Origin of the sequence: Vibrio rotiferianus CAIM 577 = LMG 21460 (assembly GCF_002741985.1) — a bacterium.
GTDB lineage: Bacteria > Pseudomonadota > Gammaproteobacteria > Enterobacterales > Vibrionaceae > Vibrio > Vibrio rotiferianus.
This window is the reverse complement of record NZ_APHW01000101.1, coordinates 96,898-116,870: the sequence shown is the minus strand read 5'-3', so window position 1 is coordinate 116,870 and position 19,973 is coordinate 96,898. Positions and strand designations below refer to the sequence as shown.

General features: G+C 43.7%; 13 protein-coding genes and 2 pseudogenes. 6 read left to right on the top strand and 9 right to left on the bottom strand.

All coding sequences use genetic code 11. The features are described from left to right. Positions 1–49: 49 nt before the first annotated feature. Positions 50–949, bottom strand: a complete 900-nt coding sequence (locus B853_RS17720; RefSeq protein WP_038885882.1) for a LysR family transcriptional regulator — start codon at positions 947–949, stop codon at positions 50–52. Between the two features lie 92 nt (positions 950–1,041). Between B853_RS17720 and B853_RS17715 the strand changes: the two genes are divergently transcribed. After that, positions 1,042–1,701: a CatB-related O-acetyltransferase gene (locus B853_RS17715; protein WP_038885884.1), complete on the top strand. Its 660-nt coding sequence runs from the start codon at positions 1,042–1,044 to the stop codon at positions 1,699–1,701. A 321-nt stretch (positions 1,702–2,022) separates the two neighbouring features. On the opposite strand, the gene B853_RS17710 is transcribed toward B853_RS17715, so the two are convergent. The 4 genes from B853_RS17710 to B853_RS17695 all read right to left on the bottom strand — a co-directional run bounded on the left by B853_RS17710 (position 2,023) and on the right by B853_RS17695 (position 8,923). Then, entirely contained in the window at positions 2,023–3,699 is a 1,677-nt protein-coding gene (locus B853_RS17710; protein WP_038885886.1) for a flagellar assembly protein A, read from the bottom strand. Positions 3,700–4,583: 884 nt separating this feature from the next. Next, positions 4,584–6,608 carry a tRNA(Met) cytidine acetyltransferase TmcA gene (locus B853_RS17705; protein ID WP_038885887.1) on the bottom strand — a complete coding sequence of 675 codons (2,025 nt, stop codon included), beginning with the start codon at positions 6,606–6,608 and terminating at the stop codon, positions 4,584–4,586. Positions 6,609–6,723: 115 nt separating this feature from the next. Next, a complete protein-coding gene (locus B853_RS17700; RefSeq protein WP_010453702.1) occupies positions 6,724–7,698 on the bottom strand; it encodes a ParB/RepB/Spo0J family partition protein in 975 nt (324 codons plus the stop codon). 7 nt (positions 7,699–7,705) lie between these two features. Continuing rightward, the gene (locus B853_RS17695) at positions 7,706–8,923 is read right to left on the bottom strand and encodes an AAA family ATPase (RefSeq protein ID WP_010453700.1); all 1,218 of its coding nucleotides are present in this window, start codon (positions 8,921–8,923) and stop codon (positions 7,706–7,708) included. A gap of 1,240 nt (positions 8,924–10,163) precedes the next feature. Between B853_RS17695 and B853_RS17690 the strand changes: the two genes are divergently transcribed. Further along, positions 10,164–12,134, top strand: coding sequence for a replication initiator protein RctB domain-containing protein (locus B853_RS17690; RefSeq protein WP_038887746.1), 1,971 nt, complete (start codon positions 10,164–10,166; stop codon positions 12,132–12,134). A 638-nt stretch (positions 12,135–12,772) separates the two neighbouring features. Here the strand turns inward: B853_RS17690 and B853_RS17685 are convergent. From B853_RS17685 to B853_RS17675, 3 genes and pseudogenes are all read right to left on the bottom strand, one after another. Beyond that, positions 12,773–13,237 carry a hypothetical protein gene (locus B853_RS17685; protein ID WP_038887744.1) on the bottom strand — a complete coding sequence of 155 codons (465 nt, stop codon included), beginning with the start codon at positions 13,235–13,237 and terminating at the stop codon, positions 12,773–12,775. Then, positions 13,237–14,171, bottom strand: a pseudogene (locus B853_RS17680) (ATP-binding cassette domain-containing protein). Before B853_RS17680 ends, B853_RS17685 begins: the two are co-directional and overlap by 1 nt. Then, complete coding sequence (locus tag B853_RS17675; RefSeq protein ID WP_038883369.1) at positions 14,168–15,022, bottom strand: ABC transporter ATP-binding protein; 855 nt, start codon at positions 15,020–15,022, stop codon at positions 14,168–14,170. The pseudogene B853_RS17680 and the gene B853_RS17675 overlap by 4 nt, the downstream one beginning before the upstream one ends. 361 nt (positions 15,023–15,383) lie before the next feature. Here B853_RS17675 and B853_RS17670 point away from each other — a divergent pair, with 361 nt between their 5' ends. Further along, positions 15,384–15,581: a PA3496 family putative envelope integrity protein gene (locus tag B853_RS17670; RefSeq protein WP_010453691.1), complete on the top strand. Its 198-nt coding sequence runs from the start codon at positions 15,384–15,386 to the stop codon at positions 15,579–15,581. A 164-nt stretch (positions 15,582–15,745) separates the two neighbouring features. Then, positions 15,746–16,804: a GTP cyclohydrolase II gene (gene ribA / locus B853_RS17665; protein ID WP_081641152.1), complete on the top strand. Its 1,059-nt coding sequence runs from the start codon at positions 15,746–15,748 to the stop codon at positions 16,802–16,804. A 78-nt stretch (positions 16,805–16,882) separates the two neighbouring features. On the opposite strand, the gene B853_RS17660 is transcribed toward ribA, so the two are convergent. Continuing rightward, a complete protein-coding gene (locus B853_RS17660; protein ID WP_038883368.1) occupies positions 16,883–17,638 on the bottom strand; it encodes a substrate-binding periplasmic protein in 756 nt (251 codons plus the stop codon). A gap of 68 nt (positions 17,639–17,706) precedes the next feature. Between B853_RS17660 and B853_RS17655 the strand changes: the two are divergent. Both B853_RS17655 and B853_RS17650 read left to right on the top strand, forming a co-directional pair. After that, a pseudogene (locus B853_RS17655) lies at positions 17,707–19,627 on the top strand (ATP-binding protein). 90 nt (positions 19,628–19,717) lie between these two features. Next, the gene (locus B853_RS17650) at positions 19,718–19,927 is read left to right on the top strand and encodes a DUF3283 family protein (RefSeq protein WP_005428896.1); all 210 of its coding nucleotides are present in this window, start codon (positions 19,718–19,720) and stop codon (positions 19,925–19,927) included. The last annotated feature ends 46 nt before the right edge of the window (positions 19,928–19,973 follow it).

The following is a 19,973-nucleotide window of genomic DNA, read 5'->3' as shown; positions in this document are numbered from 1 at the left end:
CAAGGCCATTGTTACCACAATAGGTTGTTATTGAATAAAAACTACCAAATCATCTGTTGTTTTTTAAAAACTCAATAAATGCTCGTGTCCGTTTCGGTAGATGTTCACGTTTAGGGTATAGCAGATAGAGCGGAAGTATCGCGTTTGTGTGCCAATCGGGGAGTAAATTGACAAGTTGCGCTCGCTCTTGGGGACTCAGTTTTTCCAGTGCAAACTCATCCAGCATCGCGACACCGCAACCAGCTACTGTCGCATCAAGCATCGATTGGACAAGATTAAAGCACAGCACGCTGGATAACGTGACCTTGATGTTTTGTTGATTTTGCTGGTGATGAAAGTGCCATGTATCCAAATTCAATTCAGCATTGCGATAGGTAATGTGTTCTAAAAGATGCAAATCTTCTGGCGTGCTTGGTGATGGTTTTGTAGCTAGATACGCTTTGCTCGCGAATGGTTTACAGTGTAAAGAGCGCAGATGATGTCCGACATACCCTTCAGGGGGAGAGTCGGTAAAAAAGAACGCAAGATCAAATCCAGACTCAATCAAATCGAGCGGTGTTTCAGTGAAAATCACCTCAAACGTTACGTCGGGGAATCGCTGACGAAATGCGATTAATGAAGGGTTGAGTAACTCGGCACCAAATGAGGCAGAAGCAGCAATACGTAAATGCCCAGCAACCTTATCGCTTTCCTTCACTTGTTCATTAATCTGTTCCACGTTTTCCATTAAGCCTTTCACTTGGTGATAGAAACGCTGCCCATCGGAAGTAAGGTTAAATTGTCGCGTGGTTCGTTGGATAAGCTGAACAGAGAGTATTGCCTCCAACTGTCTGAGCTGACGACTAACATGTGCATTGGAACAGCGCAGCTTCTTAGCAGCACCAGCAATACTTTTCTCTTCACACAATGCAATGTAAATCGGTACGTAACTGAGCCAGTTTATTTCCATATGGTAATTATGAATCTCTAAAATCAATCTACTTGAAATAATAGAAAGGCTCTACACTTCGCACAACTTAAATTTTTGCATGGAGAATACAGATGAACGCTTTTGAAACTTGGTTGACTGGCCAAGTCATAAAAGATCACGTAACTAATCCAAATATCGAAGTTGGGGATTACAGCTACTATTCGGGGTTTTATCACGGGAAAACCTTCGAAGATCAGGCTGTTCGTTATTTGATGGGCGACAGCGTGACGCAACAAGAGTGGCAAAACGGCGCATATGGAGAAGTCGATAAACTGATCATTGGCAAATTTTGTTCAATTGCCTCTGGCGCGACTTTTATGATGGCGGGTAATCAGGGGCATCGTATTGATTGGATTTCCACGTTTCCCTTTTCCCCAGAAGAGTTTGGCGATGGGGCACAAAGCGGCTTTGAGCGTGCCGGCGATACCGTTATTGGCAACGATGTCTGGATTGGCACGGAGGCAATGATAATGCCAGGAGTAACTGTCGGTGATGGTGCGGTCATTGGTGCACGAGCTGTCATCACAAAAGATGTGGCACCTTATTCGATTGTGGTTGCAAACAACCATGTCGTCCGAAAAAGGTTTGATGAGGGTGCAATTGGATCACTACTCGAAATAAAATGGTGGGACTGGCCTTTAGAGAACATCAAACAAGCGATGAAAATTATGTGCAGCGGTGATATAGAAAAGCTCGCTAACTACTACGCTGAGCATATACAGTCACGTTAGAGAAGTCGGCAGCTAAACCCAAGTAGCTTTCAGATGCAGTATTCAGAGCGTCGCCACTGGCTCAAGTTCAAGTAAAACAACACTGTGTTGTAGCGAGCTCTTACCAAGTTATTTGAAACCGTAATCGGAGTAATGACACGCTTCCAAAGGGTTCCCTTTGCAAATAATAAGGGCCTTGGTTTGCTTGCTTTTCTGCCGATTTTTTATTTAAGCCCGCGAGACGTTTAAATCGCACCTGGGTATACGATATAAAATAGCCCAGTTCTGAACTGGGCTAAGTGTTTTTTACTCTAATCCTAAAGCTGAATGAGCGACGACAATTTATACTGCGACGTCTTCCTCTTCTAGGTTGGCTGCAACTTTGATCTCGTACTGATTGAAGCTAAAAACGCAGCCTCCATGTGTGCGCTTCGTGATCACTTGCTCATCACCAAACTGAACCGTTACGCGCGTAAAAACTCGCTCAGTGGCTTCTACAACATTTTCTTCTAGCAGAACTTCGAAATCAGTTTCTAACGTATTGAGTTTAGATTTGACGTCTTCAAGATGCTTATTATTGCGCTCTTTTAGACCATCAATTTGAGCTTGCTCCTCATCCGTTCGTTCCGCTTTTGGGCGCTTCTTAAATTCAAGTTCCTTACGAATGACTTCCATCGTACCTTCTTGAGCGAGTTTGTATTCCTCTTTTAACGAGCTGATTTTTTCTTTGTATGCCGTGTAGCGAGCAAAGGCTTCCACTTTTGTAGCCGTATCCCCCTCAACACCAAGCTGCAAACATTTTACCTTGTCGCCTACTTTTGCAACCCCACCACTTAAGGTTCCATTGCGCCCAGAAGCATCCAAGACGGTGAGATTATGGCCGCATTTAATATCATTATTCATGCTGTGTACGGCAAGCTCAATATCTTGGCCAGATTGAAGTTCACTAAACTGAGCGTAGTTAGCCTTGATCGACCCCTTGCTTTTGACATGGCAACTCTTGGGTTCACCATCGGGCACGGTATGACCAATAATGCCTTTACCTACTTCAATGTCACCTTGTGCTTGCACATCTGCCGACTCGATAAACCCACCGACGGTGACAGAGCCTGTCGCTTTTACAATCATACCAGACTCAATATCACCAGAAATAAACACATTTCCTTTAAACTTCACGTGCCCAGTATTAACGCCAACGCCATTAAGACACAATGCATTGTCTACCTCGATGGTTTTTTCTTTGATCATTGGCATGCCAGAGACCGTTGCCAGCAACAAGTTAGGATCATGTTTTGCTATTTCAGTGCCTTTACCTGGCTTGATTGGGCTATCCTTACCTGCCTGTGGGGGGATTATTTTCCCTTGAACAGTAAATCCTGGCGTCCCTTTCGTTGCTGGAGTCCGACGCATAACCTCATCACCCGCATCAACCGTAATGGTTTCACCCAGATTTTTTAAATCAATCTTATCGCTGTCTGAATTAGCTTGCTTGGGCTTGAGTACACGCTTGGATATATCTTTAACTAACGGCGTAAATATGGCGTCTTTGCCTTTTATGGGCTGCTTACCAACCGCAACAGGTTGGACAAAAGTTTCCCCAGGTTTGAGTTGCGAGCTGACTACCATGACTTTCTTTAGCGCCAATTTATTGATGCCTTTAGATACCTTAGCATTTGCCAACGCTTGCACTATCTCGGGACCACGCAAGCCGCGACCTCCATGTGCGCCTACAACACACATGCTCGCTAGCATGTCATTGTTGCTAAGTTCGACCGAGACTTCAGCATTACGTAATTCAGCAATGATGATGCCATCATAAGCTTCAGCTTTTCTCTCCCTAGCACAATTAATAAAGCGCACAACTTCGGCTTCATCGACAAACAACTTGCTTGCATCCATCTCAGCAAGTTGCTCAGGCAATTCCTTTTGATTTAGCTCACCACCCAGATCTACATCCCCGGGAATGTGAGCAATAATCTTCTTTTGGTCTTCAGACCATTTAAGACAGAGCTTCCACATATCAGCCACACCAGCTAAACATTTACTGCTTCAGTCTATCTAAAATCGTTTTTGGAACAAAACTCTCAACATCAAGAATCGGGCTCACATCACTAAAGGAGTGAACACTGATTTGTAAGCGTGTATTAAGGCCAGCAAACTATTATGAACTGCGTTTTACACTGTAAATCTCTTCACGATTTTTCCAACATCTTTGCATCGTTGCTCTTTTACATTATCTCTCATTGAGCTCAACGGTAATCGCCGTTGCAAAAACTTTTCATTTTAAGTTTACTTAAACTGGCTATAATAAGTTGATAGGAGGTTCTTTCGGTTATAGCTCAAATGCTGACTTTCATTGCCGAGTCTAACCAAAGAATGGAGAAAATCAGTCTGCATAGCAGTTCAGTTCATCAAGGTTTATCGTAGCGGTGACATTCCAATCGGGTGCTAGGACCTCATAGCCGGAAGAGACATGCGATGATCAATTGTGGAAAGTTTTAATCTATTTTGAGTTGGGGTATGAAGATGACTTGTTTTTAAGTTCAGAGCTGAGCGTAATGCACTTCGCCTATGTATTTAAAAGATGATAGCCATATGCGCCTAAGCCGCATCTAACTAGTCTACAGCCCACTCCCCTTCCCTTTGAACATTACTTGCAAAGCGACTTACGAGCGAACTCTAACAGCATAGACTTGCGTACCGTTTTGACCGTCCGATTAGTCCTTTCGGTCGTTTACACTGTAAATTTGGTTCTGCATCAACGGAGAATTTTTGGGGCCATAGCGATAGTAGGAGCCCTAAGTAGTTTGTTTGGATTTACAGTGTAAAATCAACGTGGCTAGTCGTCAGCGGTGGAGTACTGAAATACCGTTTACAGTGTAAATTTAATAGCCCCCTTTACTTTACACTGTAAATTTTGCCAGCATAACTTGTAGCTCAGAACGAAGTGTCGACTCTACTTGTTTTCGCCCCAATAGCCCGTATTGTCTTGCACACTGACTCCAGTCTTGATTTAACAGCAGCTTACTGATCATCAAATCAGACACTTCATCGAGGCCATTTTGCCAAAGCCATTGTTGAAGCCATACAGAGACAGATTCAAAACTATTTCCTCCGCAAGCATAATGCTCGATCAGAGATAGCTTTGTTTGATTCAATGGAGATACTTCCATTGGCAGAAAAAACAAACTACGGATTAAAGAAGGTTCTAATCGAGGATAAATTGAAGAAGCGCTCAACGAAATAAGTTCTTCGAATAGAGCTTTGGCCTCCTCAATCCAGCCTTGATAAGGTTGGGGACTGCACTGACGAATCATCAAAAGTGAATAGCAACCACTTGCAGCATCACGCATAGTTCCGAGGCGAATGGCGTCAAAACCAGAACGTTGCCAGAACCGAATCAACTCAGACGTCGCTCCAAAGCTGGTGGAAAGATAAGAGATATGAGATGGAGCATCCTCTTCCAGTTTTGCCAGCATCTGCTGGCCAATACCTTGCCCTTGAAACTCGGGATGAACAGCAATTCTCATCACACGAAGGGTAGAAAGCGCCCCAACTTCTGGATACCCGAGTTGATTAATAATGCTAACTGGAGCCAAATGCCCTTTGGGACGGCGTCTACCGAGTTGAATCTCTTTAACTAGGTTCTCATCAAGATTGCCCTCTTCCACTGTCATCATCACACCGACCACATCACTGTTATGTAGAGCAACGTAAATTTGGCTACATTCATCTTGCAATAAATGCAGTAAATCGCTAGGAGACGTTTGATAGTGCGCATTAACCAATAGTGCGAAACATGTATTCAACACGGAAGGATTAGAAATCAATTCTGACTTACGGAGATTGACCAATGTAATCTCGCCAATCTCAGCCACATTAATCGGTTCAAGCTCAGCGTTCAAAAGAAACGCCTCATATAACCATGTCTCTAGTTTGTCATTGGCGCTCCAACGGATAGGCTGTTGAAGATGGTGACTCTTCATTCCCGGTCTTTGTTCTTTCAACCATTCAACAAACTTAAGCGTAAACCCTCGACCACACCCTTCATAGCCATGTATCGTGCTCGAAAAGACCAAACGATGATAATGTTCCGTGATTTGCTTGAGCATTGGCACAGGGATCGCTGCGGCTTCATCGACCAGCAGTAAATCACAATCTGGTAAAGAAGAAAGTAACTCGTCGGGGGCAATAAATTGGATGTACCCTTGCCCTGCTTCCAATCGGTCTTTCTTAACTCGTTGTACGGTTGAAAGCAATCGCAAAGCATGCTGATAAACAGGTTCAACTGCTTTAATGTTTGGCGCAGTAACCAAAATACGCATTGCCTTTCGTTCAAGTAATTCCGCGCAAGCAATACCTAAAGCGCTGGTTTTACCTCGACCACGGTCAGCAGTCAGCACCAATGGACGCTTGCGATGTCCAGTTACAACTTTCTCAACCAAAGCTACCGCTTCTATTTGTTGCTCGAACTGGTTTTCCTTCGCACCAGATTGCACACTCGATAACTTCGGCAACGGACGGCTCTGGTCTATCACAGTTAGTTTTTGCCAATGCATTTGCATCCACAAATCAGCTTCGCTTGGATGCTCTGGTTTATTGGCGATAACAAGCAGCAATCCACCGCCAACCAAAGCACCAAGAGCAGCGGTAAAACTGTTGGCATCGACTCCGCTTCTCGCATCAAACAATAAAACATCGCACTCACGACCAAGCAGCATATTGCCTTGTTTGCCAGAGACACAAAAAGCCCCTTCAAGAGAACAATCACCGACACAGAACCAGGTCTGATTCGATTGATGTTTGTAAAAGTCAGTAATTAGCGCATCTTGCCATTCGGGTTCACCATAGATAGCCACGCCACGACGTTGAAACGTATCATGAGATTGAGTTTGAAGTTGAGAAAGGAATTCAGATTGAGCGAGCATTAGGTATATCCGAGTATTAAACCGACGCCATGTTATCACATCTCGATGCATGGAGACTTTGCCAAATTACAGACATAAAAAAACCGCCCGAAGGCGGTTTCAAAGAAGAAGAGATTTACTTCATTTTGCTCTCAACGAAAGCTAGAATCTCGTCCATCAAGCTGTCGTCAACTTTCTTCAAGTTAAGAGCAAGGTTGTTACCTTTGCGGCTGTAGCTTGCACGACCTTTAACAAGGTCGACTTTTTCAGCTTTCTTAGTCGGCTTCGCAGGTGCTAATTCTACAATCCAACTTTCAATGCTTTCTGTCACTTCTTTCGTTAAGCGAGCCACGCCTTGAGCCGTGCTTCGCTGCCACAAGTAGCCTTCGGACGTGCGGCACTTATCCAATAGATTTTGCTGCTGTTCACCCGTCAATGACGAAAATTGCTTATGCAGTTTCACGATAGTTGGTCGACCTAAGTCACCTACATTTGGGTAAGCTTGCAATAGTTCTAGAGGCAGAGCAGCCGCTTTTAATGCACCGCTCACTAAGGCTTCACTACACTGGAACATTTTAGCTAGCGCTTTCTGGTCTTCTGCTTCACCGCTTTCGAGCTTCGCCTGCATCTCTTTACCTTTTTCGTAGAGAGACAGAGGTTTGTGCGCGTTCGCTACATCAGAAAGGAACTTAGCATGATCGGTGTTGATACCATCAGCAACGTAAACCAAGAAGTCTTGTTCAGCCAAGATACAAGACATACGTCGACGGCTACCATCAAGAACTTCAATCTTTCCTTCTTGAGTACGACGACCAACCGCGGGATACTGCTGGCCACGCTCTTTCAATGTGACCAAAACATCCGACAGCGCATGTTCGTTTAAGAAGGACTGCTCACGTGCATTATCTGCAAATACCGTGGTATCTGATGCAACTTTATCTGCTGGGATACGAACCAATTCAAACTGAACTGTGTTCTCACCCGCAACGGCAAGTTCGATCGTTTGTGCTTTATCTTTTGCCGCCGTTTGCGCTTCTTGAGGTGTCGCAACACGACGCTTATTGGTTTTACCAAATAATTTCGCGTTTAATTCAGACGTTTTCAATGCCATTTATTCATTACCCCTGATTTAATGACGGCCAGTTAGAGTGCAGTACGCGCTCTAGTTCTAATGCACTCTTATGAACCGCATCTTGTGCCGTTGCGAGTGTTTTCTTACCACCTTCGAAGTCGCCTACGGTCAAGTCAAACACAGTACTGTAGGTGTCAGCACAGGTTTCGAATGCTCGACTACGAGGAATGGTTGCCATCATAACTTGGTCACCCAAAAGATAGTTCATTTCAGTTAGAACAGAAACTTGCTTCTTATTGTCGTCTTCAAACATGGTTGGCATCAGACGGACAAACTCGAGACCATTCCAATCTTCAGGGAACATCTCATAAACCGTAGGTAGGTGTTGGAAGAAGTTTACTGTTGAAGCCCAATCAAGACGCTTAGCTGCACAAGGAATCAATAGCGCGTTTGAAGCAAACATTGCATTCCAAACCAGCGGGTCAACGTGTGGACCTGTATCAATCATAATCACGTCGAAATCATTCGCGATTTTATCAATCAACTGCTCTTTCAAAAGACGAACGATGTCTAGTGATGGGTCTTCAGACAGAGTCTGCCACGCTTCAGCGTTGAACATTGCATCTTCTGGGAACGCTGAAATTGACTTCAAGTTCGGGTATTGCGTCGGCAACAGCACGTTCTTATGTAGGAATTCACGATCGATTTCAACGCCGTCAGGAACGTTGCCAAGCATGATATCAACCGCTGAGTAGATGTTGTCGTGCTCAGCCACACTGATTTGTGGGTTCAAGAACAGACGCAGAGAGCCTTGAGGGTCAAGGTCAATCAAACAGATACGATAGCGTTTATCTAGGTTTAGTGCCAGACACGCCGCTAAGTGAACCGCTGTCATCGATTTACCCGTACCACCCTTTTGGTTTTGTACGTTGATGATCCAGGGTTTATTCTCAGAATTCTTTTTGCGTTCGTGGAATTTTGGCACTTCTGCCGCATCCATTAGCATGTGTGCTTCTTCAAGCGTAATTGAATAATGGTTGGCATTATTCTTTGTGAATTGATGACCTTCCGCTTCCATCTTACCGATAGCATCATCCAGCTTACGGCGAGTCAAACCTGAACGGGTTTCCATCATTGCCTTAGACATTGGTGGGAAGTAGTTGTCACTACGCTCTTCCAAAACAATCTCAATACGGTCAGCTTGAACTTGTTGCGTAAGTTCTGCTAACTCTTGGAGATTTTCAATTGTTGTTTCTCTTTTCATGCCAAATTCCGTTGGAAGGATATCTGCATTTTATTGTACAGCACTGCAATCCAAAAACAACAAAAAGGTGCACAGACATTTTGAACAATCATCACACATAAAACACTAACAAACGACTGTTTTATGATTTAATCATAAAAATATAACAAAAATTAATCGAATATTAGCGAATAAAGCGATTGATACTTGTGTGGTTTTAAAGTGTTACGACGTCACTTATTTACAATGTAAATATAACGTTTTACCGGAACGATTATAAAAAGGTACTAAATTACGGATAGTGCGAGATGAATCTAGTATTTGATGATGATTCAGCTTTTTTATTTAAAAACACAAAAAGAACCGCCTTGATCATGCGTCCAGTACGTTTAAGTATGTAAAAGGGCAATATTAAACGGAAGTATGATCAAGGGTTCTTCATGATCATACTTCCAGTAAGAACAGAAAATACGAAAGCATGATCAAGGAACTTATGTGTCCTTGCGCGCGACATATCAATTTTTCATTGCGATCAAATTACCGGAAAAATGATCAAGCGCGTTTTGACCTCGGAAGCATGACTTTTCACGGTCAATTTACGGCAGAATGCAGATAGACTGGGGGATGGCAACAAAATAAAGACGTAAAACGCGGAACGATGAAATCAAGCATCATACAAAATGTAGCAAAGACAATCATGATCATGCTTTCGACGAATCCTTAAGAAACCTTTTCAGGTAACAACATTCAAATGAAAAAGCCAAGTTTTCACCAATTGAACATTTTACGCTCAATATTGAGAACAGAACGATGAAATACCTCTCTCTTGATCATCGATCCGGAGACAAAATGAGTCCACACAAGCGATAGTTGCTATAGAGTTCTCTTGGATTGACTCGATCTTCTGTGGATAAGTTGTAGAAAGATGATGATCATCGTTTCATGAGTGTTTTGATCATCTTTTCAGTGATTTAATGATCATGCTTGCGACATTCTTTGATCATGCTTTCTGCATTTCGTTGATCATTGTTTCGATAAAAACATGATCATAGTTCCGAAGAGGCACCCAAAAATAACCAAACAAAACAGTAAGTTACAGAGACTAAAATCACCAGATCAATAGATCATATAATCAAATAAGATCAGTTTAATCAAAAAGATCAGTTATTTAAAAACAAAGATTTTTTCTTTATTTATGATCTGTTTTTCTTTATTCTTCGGAACCATAGCAAAACTACGGCTAGTGTGATCTGGATCTAAAATGACAGCTGATGAAAAAATTCTGATTAAAGCACCAAGAAGCCATAAGGATGGACATCTTTTTGAGGTACACGAATCTTCTGCAGATTGGGTAGAACAATACCAACATTTCAAAGGGGTGACTAAAAGTATCTTAGAACTGCTTAATCTAATTTCATTACGTGGATTCAGTAGCAAAGATGGTTTAGTTTCTACGACAGAAATTGTAGAAGCCACAGATGGTCAGCTGACACGTGCGGCATTACAGCAACGTTTACGTGCAGCTGTAGGTATTGGTTTATTTACGCAAACCCCTGTTCGCTTTGAAGAAGGCCTTGCTGGAAAAACCATGCTTCATAAGTTTGTCAATCCTAACCAACTGATTTCTGCCTTGGGAGCCACCAGCTTGGTAACGGAGAAAGTTCGCCAAAATGAGAAGCAGAAACGCTCTAAGGCATTGGCACAAACGCAAGTAAACAAACGCTTACTTAATGAGCATGGCCTTAACACACCACCCATGATGAAAGATGAAGCGGATCAATTTGTTGTCTCGCCAACTAACTGGGCCGGGATCATCGACCAAGCACTAGCACCGCCTCGTACTCGTAAAAGCTATCAGAAATCGATGGTGTCGATCTCTGGTACTAAAGCTGTGATTGAAACGCGATCGTCGAAAAATATCATGACGGTGGACGATCTGATGACGCTGTTTGCGTTGTTTACGCTTACTGTACAATACCATGATCACCATAAAGATCAGTACCACATGGAAGCAGCTCATGTGCCAAATAAAACGCCTTTGTACATCACTGATATCCTATCGTTACGTGGCAAGAAAGACAGTGGCCCCGCTCGGGATTCAATCCGCGACAGTATTGATCGTATTGAATTTACAGATTTTCAACTGCATGAACTGACTGGTCGCTGGCTAAGTGAGAACATGCCAGAAGGCTTTAAGAGTGATCGTTTTCGCTTCATTGCCCGAACCATTACCGCATCGGAAGAAGCGCCTGTTGAAGGTGCCGACGGCGAAATTCGAATTAAGCCAAACTTATACATCCTAGTGTGGGAACCATCGTTTTACGAAGAACTGCTGACACGTGATTATTTCTTCTTGTTCCCACCAGAAATTCTGAAGCAGCATACCTTGGTATTCCAGTTGTATTCGTTCTTCCGTAGTCGAATGGTACGAAGACACACCGATTGCATGTTGTTAAGCGAGTTGAATCAAAAACTTGCTCGTAACATTGAATGGCGAAGATTTTCTATGGATCTGATCCGAGAGTTGAAGCGCTTGTCAGATGGTAAGGGAACGGAAGATCTTTTCGTCGTAAATCTTTGGGGATACCACTTAACGATCGAAACGATGATCCAAAGTGGAAAAGTCACGGATTACCAAATCGATATCAAATGCGATGTGGAAGAGGTGTTACGCTACTCTCGCGCCCGAACCACCAATGCAGGAAAGCGTAATATGGCGCCTACGCTGCCAAACCCACTTCGCAATGAAATGGTTACCCGGCAACAGCTAGACGAGCTCTCAGGTATCATAGACGGCGAATTTGAGCCTATTCAACGTAAAGCGCCTTCTCCACGGGGCAATTTGGGCCGCCGAGTGAAGCAGAAAAAGCACCTAGTAGAGATCAACGCAGATGAGATCACCATTACTCTATCCAAATACACCTCCCCAGAGGCGCTAGAACGCAGCATAACGGCTCTATCGGCAATGACAGGGCACTCCTATGCCTCAATTAAAGAAGAGTGTTCTGAGTTCATTGACAAGCTTGATTGGCTGAGAGTTGGAGAGGAACCACTTCCATACGAGACATTGAGTAAGACGGTTGAGCTATATAATGGTCAAAATGATATCAAGCATCTCACTATTGAACGTTTGATTGCCGGTTTGGCGGTTCGTCGTAAAGTATGTAGGCAGGTGTTTGAAGGTCATGTGGATGATATGGTAATTAGAGCGCTTGATGAAATGGCAATCTAATTACCTGCATTAAAGTGTTATTTGAGCAATAAGTATGACTGATTGATTCTAAATGTAACAATGATTTTCGCTGATAGAATCCAGACTTAACTCTTACAAGGGGCTGACATTGCAGTGCAATTCAGTGACTAATATCTATCTCGAATAGACAACCTTTTGTCCTTTCTGATGATTAATAGATTGGCTCATATTGTTACATTCATTCTGAATAGACTTCGCGAGTTTCCTTTTGGGGACTCGCTTTTTTTTTGCCTCAGCTTTGTTAAAGTGCATGAATATGCAAGTGATTTTTTATTGTTCGCAATGTTGCTTAATCTTGATGTTTCACTGCAATAATTGACTAAATGTCTGGAATGTATTTGGCTAAAATAGATTTTTACCGTGAATATTGATGCAAACTTAAGCTTTATTATTCATGTGGTACTTGGTTTCTTGCAAAATGATGACTTTTCTCTGACAAAATTGTCATTATGTTGCGTTAAATTTTGTGATGTGAGTCACGCGCTAACGTGCTCACGTTAACATGTTATTTTGGACCTTTTTGGACCATATTGTCATATTCAATAAGAATTGACTTAGCGAGTCTCTTGCGCAAGAGACTCGCTTTTTTTCATTTAAACTTCAGCTCAATTTACCTCTTAGTTAGCCATCTTTCTTTTCATTTCATTCCAACCAAGATAGCTCATCACCTTAACATGTGCACTGATTAGCGTGTCCGAGTTTACCTTCCAGAGGGCTTGCTCTTGTTCATTTTGCTGATTGCAAAACTCTAGCGACAGTACGGTGACATGCTGTAGCCGCTTTAAGCACCAATCTTTAATTAAAACATCAGTCATTGCATCACAAGCCGTATGCTCTAACTTTGCGCTAATGTACTGCAACGTTTGAAATGCTTTATATGGGTCCTGATGCCTGGCATGTTGAAACACTCTAAGTCCACCATCTAACCAACAGGCAATGGCTTTACTCTGTTCATCAGTTAGCTCTGGGCCAAACACCGAAACAGGTGCTTGATATAAGATCACTTCTAAGGTTTCTACTTGATCATGCTTCCGATTTTCATACCAATCTGAAATCTGATCTTGCCAGGTCATTAAGTCCATTAAGCTGCCTCAGTCCATTGTTTTACAAAGTGGTTTGGCCCAATTTGATCGTAGTCTTCTAGCACAATACTGCTGCGACTTCGGATCTCATCGGCATCTATGGAATAGTTTGGTTCACTTTCTACTAGGTTGCCAAATGGAAGATCAGGATCCGGTACTGCCGAGATCAATAACTTAGTGTATGGGTGCTGAGGGTTCATTAGGATCGCTTGCGTATCCCCCCCCACTCTACGATCTGTCCCTTGTACATAACTGCGGTTTCTTCAGCGATGTAATGCGCTGTTGCAAGGTCATGAGTGATGTATAAGAAACCGATACCCAGCTCTTGCTTCATACGTTGCATTAGATTCAATACACCCAAACGAATCGAAACATCCAGCATAGATGTGGGTTCATCAGCAAGAATGAGCTGCGAACCAACTGCAAGCGCGCGTGCTAGATTGACGCGTTGGCGCTGACCGCCACTGAGTTCATGAGGGAACTTATTCAGTGTTTCCTCTGGCAGTTCGACTAAATCCAGCAGCTCTAGTAGCTTAGCTGGGATTTCTTTGTCACTCTTCACTTGCTTATGAATCTTCAGTGGGCGAGCTAAGTGATGACGAATGGTATGGGTTGGATTCAAAGAGCCAAATGGGTCTTGGAATACCATTTGAACCTTACTGCGGTAGTCCTGGAGCTCAGCGCGAGCAGTAATGTCGTTGATGTTTTTTCCGTTAAAAAGGATCTCGCCATCACTGGCTGGATACACCTTGGTAATTAATCGCGCACACGTACTCTTCCCGCAGCCAGATTCGCCCACTAGCGCGAGCGTTTTACCTGCATAAAGATCAAAGCTCACGCCTTGAAGCGCGCGGAAGGTTTCTTCTTTGGCGAAGCCACCACCGACTTTGAATTCCTTGATCACATTTTTCATTTGGATGATCGGTTCACTCATGCTGGCGCTCCTTCCGTCTGCGGTTGTTTATGCACATCGTGGATATTCGGGAATGAAGCCCAAAGTTTTTGGGTGTATTCGTGTTGAGGGTGGTTACGGATTTCGTAGGAGCCGTTTACTTCGACAATCTTGCCATGCCGCATAATCGCAATGCGGTCGCACAATTGGCTCATTAGCGCTAAGTCGTGAGTGATGAAGAGTACCGAGAAACCAAATTCATCACGTAGCTGATAAATTTGCTGCAAAATCTCGCGTTGTACTACTACATCGAGAGCGGTAGTAGGTTCATCCATAATGATTAGTTTGGGATTGAGAGAAAGGGCAATCGCAATCACCAATCGCTGACGCATACCACCAGAGAACTGGTGTGGATACTCGCCCAAGCGGTTTCGGGGGATATTGACGAGATCGAGAAGCTTCTCGGCACGGTCCTTGGCTTGCTCGTTGGTTAATCCTTTGTGGTGGCGTAATACGTCGGCAAACTGTTCTTGAACGGTGAGAACGGGATTTAGCGAGTTCATGGCACTTTGGAATACCATCGCAATCTCGCTCCAGCGCAGCGTATTTAGCTCATTGTCAGGCAGACGAAGGATATCCTTGCCTTCAAATAGAATTTGTCCACCAGAGATAAACGCGGGCGGCTTGTGTAGACGGTTGATAGAGAAAGCAATGGTACTTTTGCCACAGCCAGATTCTCCAGCCAGGCCAAATATTTCGCCCTTTCCAATATCAAAGCTCACCGATTTAACAGCGTTGAAGTCACCGTTATCAGTGATGTAGTCCACGCATAAATCTCTGATCTGAATAACGGGATCAGAGTGGAATGCCTGGCTCAGGTTAAGTTCACTCATAATTACACCTTACCAATACAAAAGATAATTATTATCATTATCAGGTGTATGAGGTTTACGAAAGATAAAACCGTCTAATCAGTGAAGTGACTCGAAAGTTGAGTGTAATAAAAAGATTTTTTTCCGTTATGGAAGTGTGAACTAGTGAGGGAAAAATGAGAGCTGGATCAGCTTACTTTTCGTAGGGGGAATTCTTCAAATTTAATCGCTATAAACGTGGTTTGCAAAAACTAAATGATGAATCTATTAACGAGTTGATGAAAGGTCGAAAGGGGTCACATTTCCCCACAGTTTTTCTTACCTCAGCGGTAGGGGTTTGCTATAGATTAGCCATCGAAAACATGGTGTGTTCGGAGGAAATATGTCCATTAATTCTATCGACCATGAAGAGATGAGCAACATCGCTCACAAGTGGGAACTCCCAGAAGAAGAATCCGTTGTGAGACCTGAGAAAACTGTGAAGTCTGCCGAAGCAAGACGTCGTATTGAAGCACTTCGTGAAATCCGTGAAAGCGGCTTAAGCATCGAAGAAGCAAGGGAACTTGGCTTAATTCACTAATTCTCACACTGCGGAATAAAACCTTGGGGTAGTCATAAGGCTGCCCTTTTCATTTTCTGATTTACACCAAGTTGTTTGACTTTCTTATCCTGCGTTACTAAACATTATATCAATAGCGATATGCTTTTTGTTGACTATTGAATAGCAATGTCAGGAGTACGATTATGGTTGATCAGATCCTTTTTTATGAACCCGATGAATCTCACGGTTTCCTCTCCAACTTTTGCCAAGTTCCGATCAAAGTCTCTACCCAATTTTGGCCCACCAGCGAACATTATTATCAAGCTCAGAAGTTCAGCGACCCCGAACTAAAAAATAAGATTCTCATTGCTAAAAGTCCCGATGAAGCCTTTGCTTTAAGCCGCAAACATCAGCACTTAGTGCGTGAAGATTGGGATGAAGACAAGCTCTCTGTGATGGCGTTTATCGTACGTGAGAAGTTTCTGCAAAACCCTCAGCTTGCTAAAAAGTTGATGCAGACAGGGAGTGCATGTCTAACAGAGCATTCGCACAAAGATGCCTTTTGGGGCGACGGCGGTGATGGTTCCGGTCAGAATCATTTAGGTGAGATTTTAATGAACGTACGTGCTGAACTTAAACACCGAGAACCTTACAACTTGGTTCGCTTTGTCGATAGAGCCAAACTGCCCACTCAATGGGGGACATTTGTTATGCATGGCTTTATCGAGAATGCGACAGGAAAAGAGCATCTTGCGTTGGTGTATGGTGAGCCCTCAAAAAGAGAAGCGCCACTGATTCGTTTGCACTCAGAATGTTTAACCGGTGATGCGCTGTTCAGTACGCGTTGTGATTGTGGTTTTCAGCTTAATCGTGCATTGCAAAATATTGCGGAAGAAGGCTGCGGTGTGCTGCTCTATCTTCGTCAAGAGGGCAGAGGGATTGGCTTAATCAACAAGATTCGTGCGTATCATCTTCAAGATGAAGGTGCTGACACTGTTGAAGCCAATGAGCGTCTTGGCTTTGCTGCCGATATGCGTGATTACGCGTTTTGTAAGGGGATGCTGGAGCATCTTGGAATCGATGAAGTGCGTTTGATGACTAACAATCCACGTAAGCTTGCAGCGCTGAAGAAGGTGAGCATCAACGTAGTTGAGCGAGTGCCATTACAAGAAGGCAATAACCCCAATAACCAGCACTACTTACTAACCAAAGCCAACAAGCTCGGCCACATGTTCGACCCTAAGTTTGTAGAACAAGATTAGTTGCTGAAACGAGATAAAAATCAAACCGCCAGTTTTTTGAAGCTGGCGGTTTTTTCATGACTGATTAGGTGTGAACGGCTAGATGTATTTTTTGATGATATCGTCGATTTTCCCCGAACTTTTTAGTTCAGCCAGGCGCTTATTGATAAAGCTCTGTACTTTTGGATTCATCTTTGGAGAGAAAGCTAAATAGATAGGGTAGTCAGGAATCACAGTACTGAAAGATTGAATTTGGAAGTTTTCCATTGGCAGCTCTAAACGTTTTATGTTGTACACCACGCGCGATTCCATCTCGACAAAGGCGGTATCACCAGGAGTGCGTTGTAGGACGCGGTAAGCGGCGTCGTAGTCTTTCACGCGCATTTCATTGACGGTGCCGTTTTCAAAGAACGGACTTAAGTTCGGATAATCAAAGCCAAGCAACAGTACGATAGAGCGACCTTGCATGTGCTGCATATCGCTAAATTTGAATGGCGCTTTACTGCTCGAAACCAGTACGTGTTTTACAGTGTAAATAGGTTGTTCAGAGAGGTTTTCTGATTGCACCTTGCCCCAATTTGGGCTGCCATAAGTGACCCAATTCTCCTCGCCGCCCGCTTCAAGTACGGAAATCATGCGCTTAAATGGGTAAGTGTGGTATTTCACCTCATAATCGGATTCGGCAAAGATAGCACTGACGATGTCAGTCACAATTCCGGAATGTTGTTCACCTTGTTGTTCTATTTGGAATGGTCGAGCTTGCTCAGAGATAACGTAGTAGTTCACTTCGCTCGCCATGGTGTGTGCGCTTAAGGCCATAAAACTAAAGCCTAATGTACGTAAGAGTCCTTTCATCCTAACCTCGATTATTGTCGTGACGTGACTATATTTATAGTAGCGCATGTTTAAGGGAGCGATTTCATATGGAGACAAAAGAGCGAACTCAACGTCGGTTTAGTATCGGCAACCAGCTGATGCTGGCGATTTTTGCGTTGAGTTTAATCTTTACCGTGATCATTTCTTCCATCAGTTTGTATCGTGACTTCAACGATGATTTGGCTCGCTTGGATAAAGAACTGGAACAGGTGAAAACCAGCTACCTTTCTAGTTTTTCTGCCAGTCTGTGGGTAGAAGATAGAGAATTGCTGCACACCCAAGCAGAAGGGGCGATGCGCCTGCCCTCAGTGGACTACCTAAGAATCGCGACACCGGATGAAGTGATCTTCGAACTAGGCACTGCTTTGACTGAAGATCGGATCGAGCGACAGTGGCCTTTGCAATATGACACAGGGGCAAAAACGTATGATCTTGCTCAAGTGGCGGTGCAATCGGATCTCAGCCCGATCTACCAAGGGGTATGGCAAACCTTCTTTTTCCTCGTGATCGCGGAAGCGATCAAGATCTTTTTACTCATCCTAGGTGTTTTATGGGTCACGTTTCGTTTGATGGTGAAACCATTGCAGTTGCTTTCTGGTGCGGTGAGTGATTTCAGCGGTGGCCATGTACCAAGCAAGGTGCAGCTTCCTAAGCGTTGGTTTTTCGACGAAGTGGGTTTGTTAGAATGCAAATACAACCGCAGTGTTGAGCGTGTCAGTGAGCACCAAGTAGAAATCGAAGCTGCGCGCGACAAAGCCGAGATCGCAAACCGTAAGAAGAGCGAATTCCTTGCCACTATGAGTCATGAGATTCGTACACCAATGAATGGAATTATCGGTGTTGCCTCTTTACTCAGCGATACCAAGCTTGATGAACAACAAAAAGACTTGGTCTCCATTATCAACAGCTCGTCAAACTCGCTGATGGTAATCATCGACGACATACTCGACTTCTCCAAAATCGAAGCGGGCAAGATTGAACTGGAAAGCACGGTTTATAGCCTACTCGATTTGTTGCAGGAGGTGGGACGCCTTCACACTGTCAAAGCCCAACAGAAGGGGCTACAACTGGTTTGCGATATCGATCCTAAGTTACCGCTAGAAGTCGAAGGGGATGTTGGCAGACTTAAACAAGTGTTGAGCAACCTGCTCAGTAACGCGGTAAAGTTCACTGAGCGCGGGCACGTTAAGTTGATGGTGTCACAAGTGAGCCGAGAAGAGGGGGTTGCGAGCGTGCATTTTCGAGTGGTGGACTCTGGTATAGGCATCGCCAAAGAAAACCAACAAGCGGTATTTGAGAAGTTCCAACAAGCAGATGGCAGTACCACGCGTAAATACGGAGGCACAGGTCTTGGTTTAGCGATTTGTAGCAGTTTAGTTGAAGTCATGGGGGGGGAATATTCGCCTGACCAGTGAACCCGGCCTAGGAAGCTGTTTTGAATTCACCATTCCACTCAATATCGTCAGTGACAAGCTGATCGCCTCCAATACGATTAATGTCCTTGAGTTTCCAAATGGTGACACCAATACCTCTGAAAATACTGAGCTAAAGCCTGACAGTGGAAAACCATGGGTACTGGTGGTTGAAGATACTGAGGTCAATCAGAAAGTAGTGCGTATTATGTTGGAGAAACTCGGTATGCAAGTTCGAGTAGCTGAACACGGTGAGGAAGCACTTAAACTGTGCCAAGAGCATCAATTCGATCTGATTCTGATGGACTGCCAAATGCCAGTGATGGATGGTTTTGTTGCTACAGAGAACATTCGCAAGATGGGCGTTTGGGGTAAGCAAGTACCGATTGTTGCTTTGAGTGCGAACGTTATCAAAGAAGATCAGCGACGATGTTTTGCTATTGGGATGAATGAATTTGTTGCTAAACCAGTGACAAAAGAACGCTTGAAGCAAATTTTTGAGCAATACCTGCCGGAATCATTGCAAACGCGATCCAACCCCAAACATGCAACTTGAAATTGATCAAGTAAAGTGTGTTTCACTTCTTAAATGCTAAATCTGTGTGTTATAGTGCGCGGCTAGTATTTAAGTACCTTGAGGCTGTACATGTCGTTCAATCTATCCCTATTGCCGCCTGACGAGAAAAACAAAATCGAACTTGATAAGCAAGCGTCGTTTTTAGTTTGGAAGCTTAAAGAGGCGAAATCTGGTCCTGAGGTAATAGAAGAACAGCTGTCTAAGATTAACGATGCTGATGAGAAAGTGTTTTTTCAACAGGCAGTCGATAAGTACAAACGAGTGATGGGTGTCGCGTAGAGCGGAACGTGGCTATGGTGCAAATCACAGCGGCGAATGAGGTATT

Coding starts and splice junctions, on each gene's coding strand:
- B853_RS17720 (WP_038885882.1), bottom strand. CDS start 949: ATGGAAATAAACTGGCTCAGTTACGTACCGATTTACATTGCATTGTGT.
- B853_RS17715 (WP_038885884.1), top strand. CDS start 1,042: ATGAACGCTTTTGAAACTTGGTTGACTGGCCAAGTCATAAAAGATCAC.
- B853_RS17710 (WP_038885886.1), bottom strand. CDS start 3,699: ATGTGGAAGCTCTGTCTTAAATGGTCTGAAGACCAAAAGAAGATTATT.
- B853_RS17705 (WP_038885887.1), bottom strand. CDS start 6,608: ATGCTCGCTCAATCTGAATTCCTTTCTCAACTTCAAACTCAATCTCAT.
- B853_RS17700 (WP_010453702.1), bottom strand. CDS start 7,698: ATGGCATTGAAAACGTCTGAATTAAACGCGAAATTATTTGGTAAAACC.
- B853_RS17695 (WP_010453700.1), bottom strand. CDS start 8,923: ATGAAAAGAGAAACAACAATTGAAAATCTCCAAGAGTTAGCAGAACTT.
- B853_RS17690 (WP_038887746.1), top strand. CDS start 10,164: ATGACAGCTGATGAAAAAATTCTGATTAAAGCACCAAGAAGCCATAAG.
- B853_RS17685 (WP_038887744.1), bottom strand. CDS start 13,237: ATGGACTTAATGACCTGGCAAGATCAGATTTCAGATTGGTATGAAAAT.
- B853_RS17675 (WP_038883369.1), bottom strand. CDS start 15,022: ATGAGTGAACTTAACCTGAGCCAGGCATTCCACTCTGATCCCGTTATT.
- B853_RS17670 (WP_010453691.1), top strand. CDS start 15,384: ATGTCCATTAATTCTATCGACCATGAAGAGATGAGCAACATCGCTCAC.
- ribA (WP_081641152.1), top strand. CDS start 15,746: ATGGTTGATCAGATCCTTTTTTATGAACCCGATGAATCTCACGGTTTC.
- B853_RS17660 (WP_038883368.1), bottom strand. CDS start 17,638: ATGAAAGGACTCTTACGTACATTAGGCTTTAGTTTTATGGCCTTAAGC.
- B853_RS17650 (WP_005428896.1), top strand. CDS start 19,718: ATGTCGTTCAATCTATCCCTATTGCCGCCTGACGAGAAAAACAAAATC.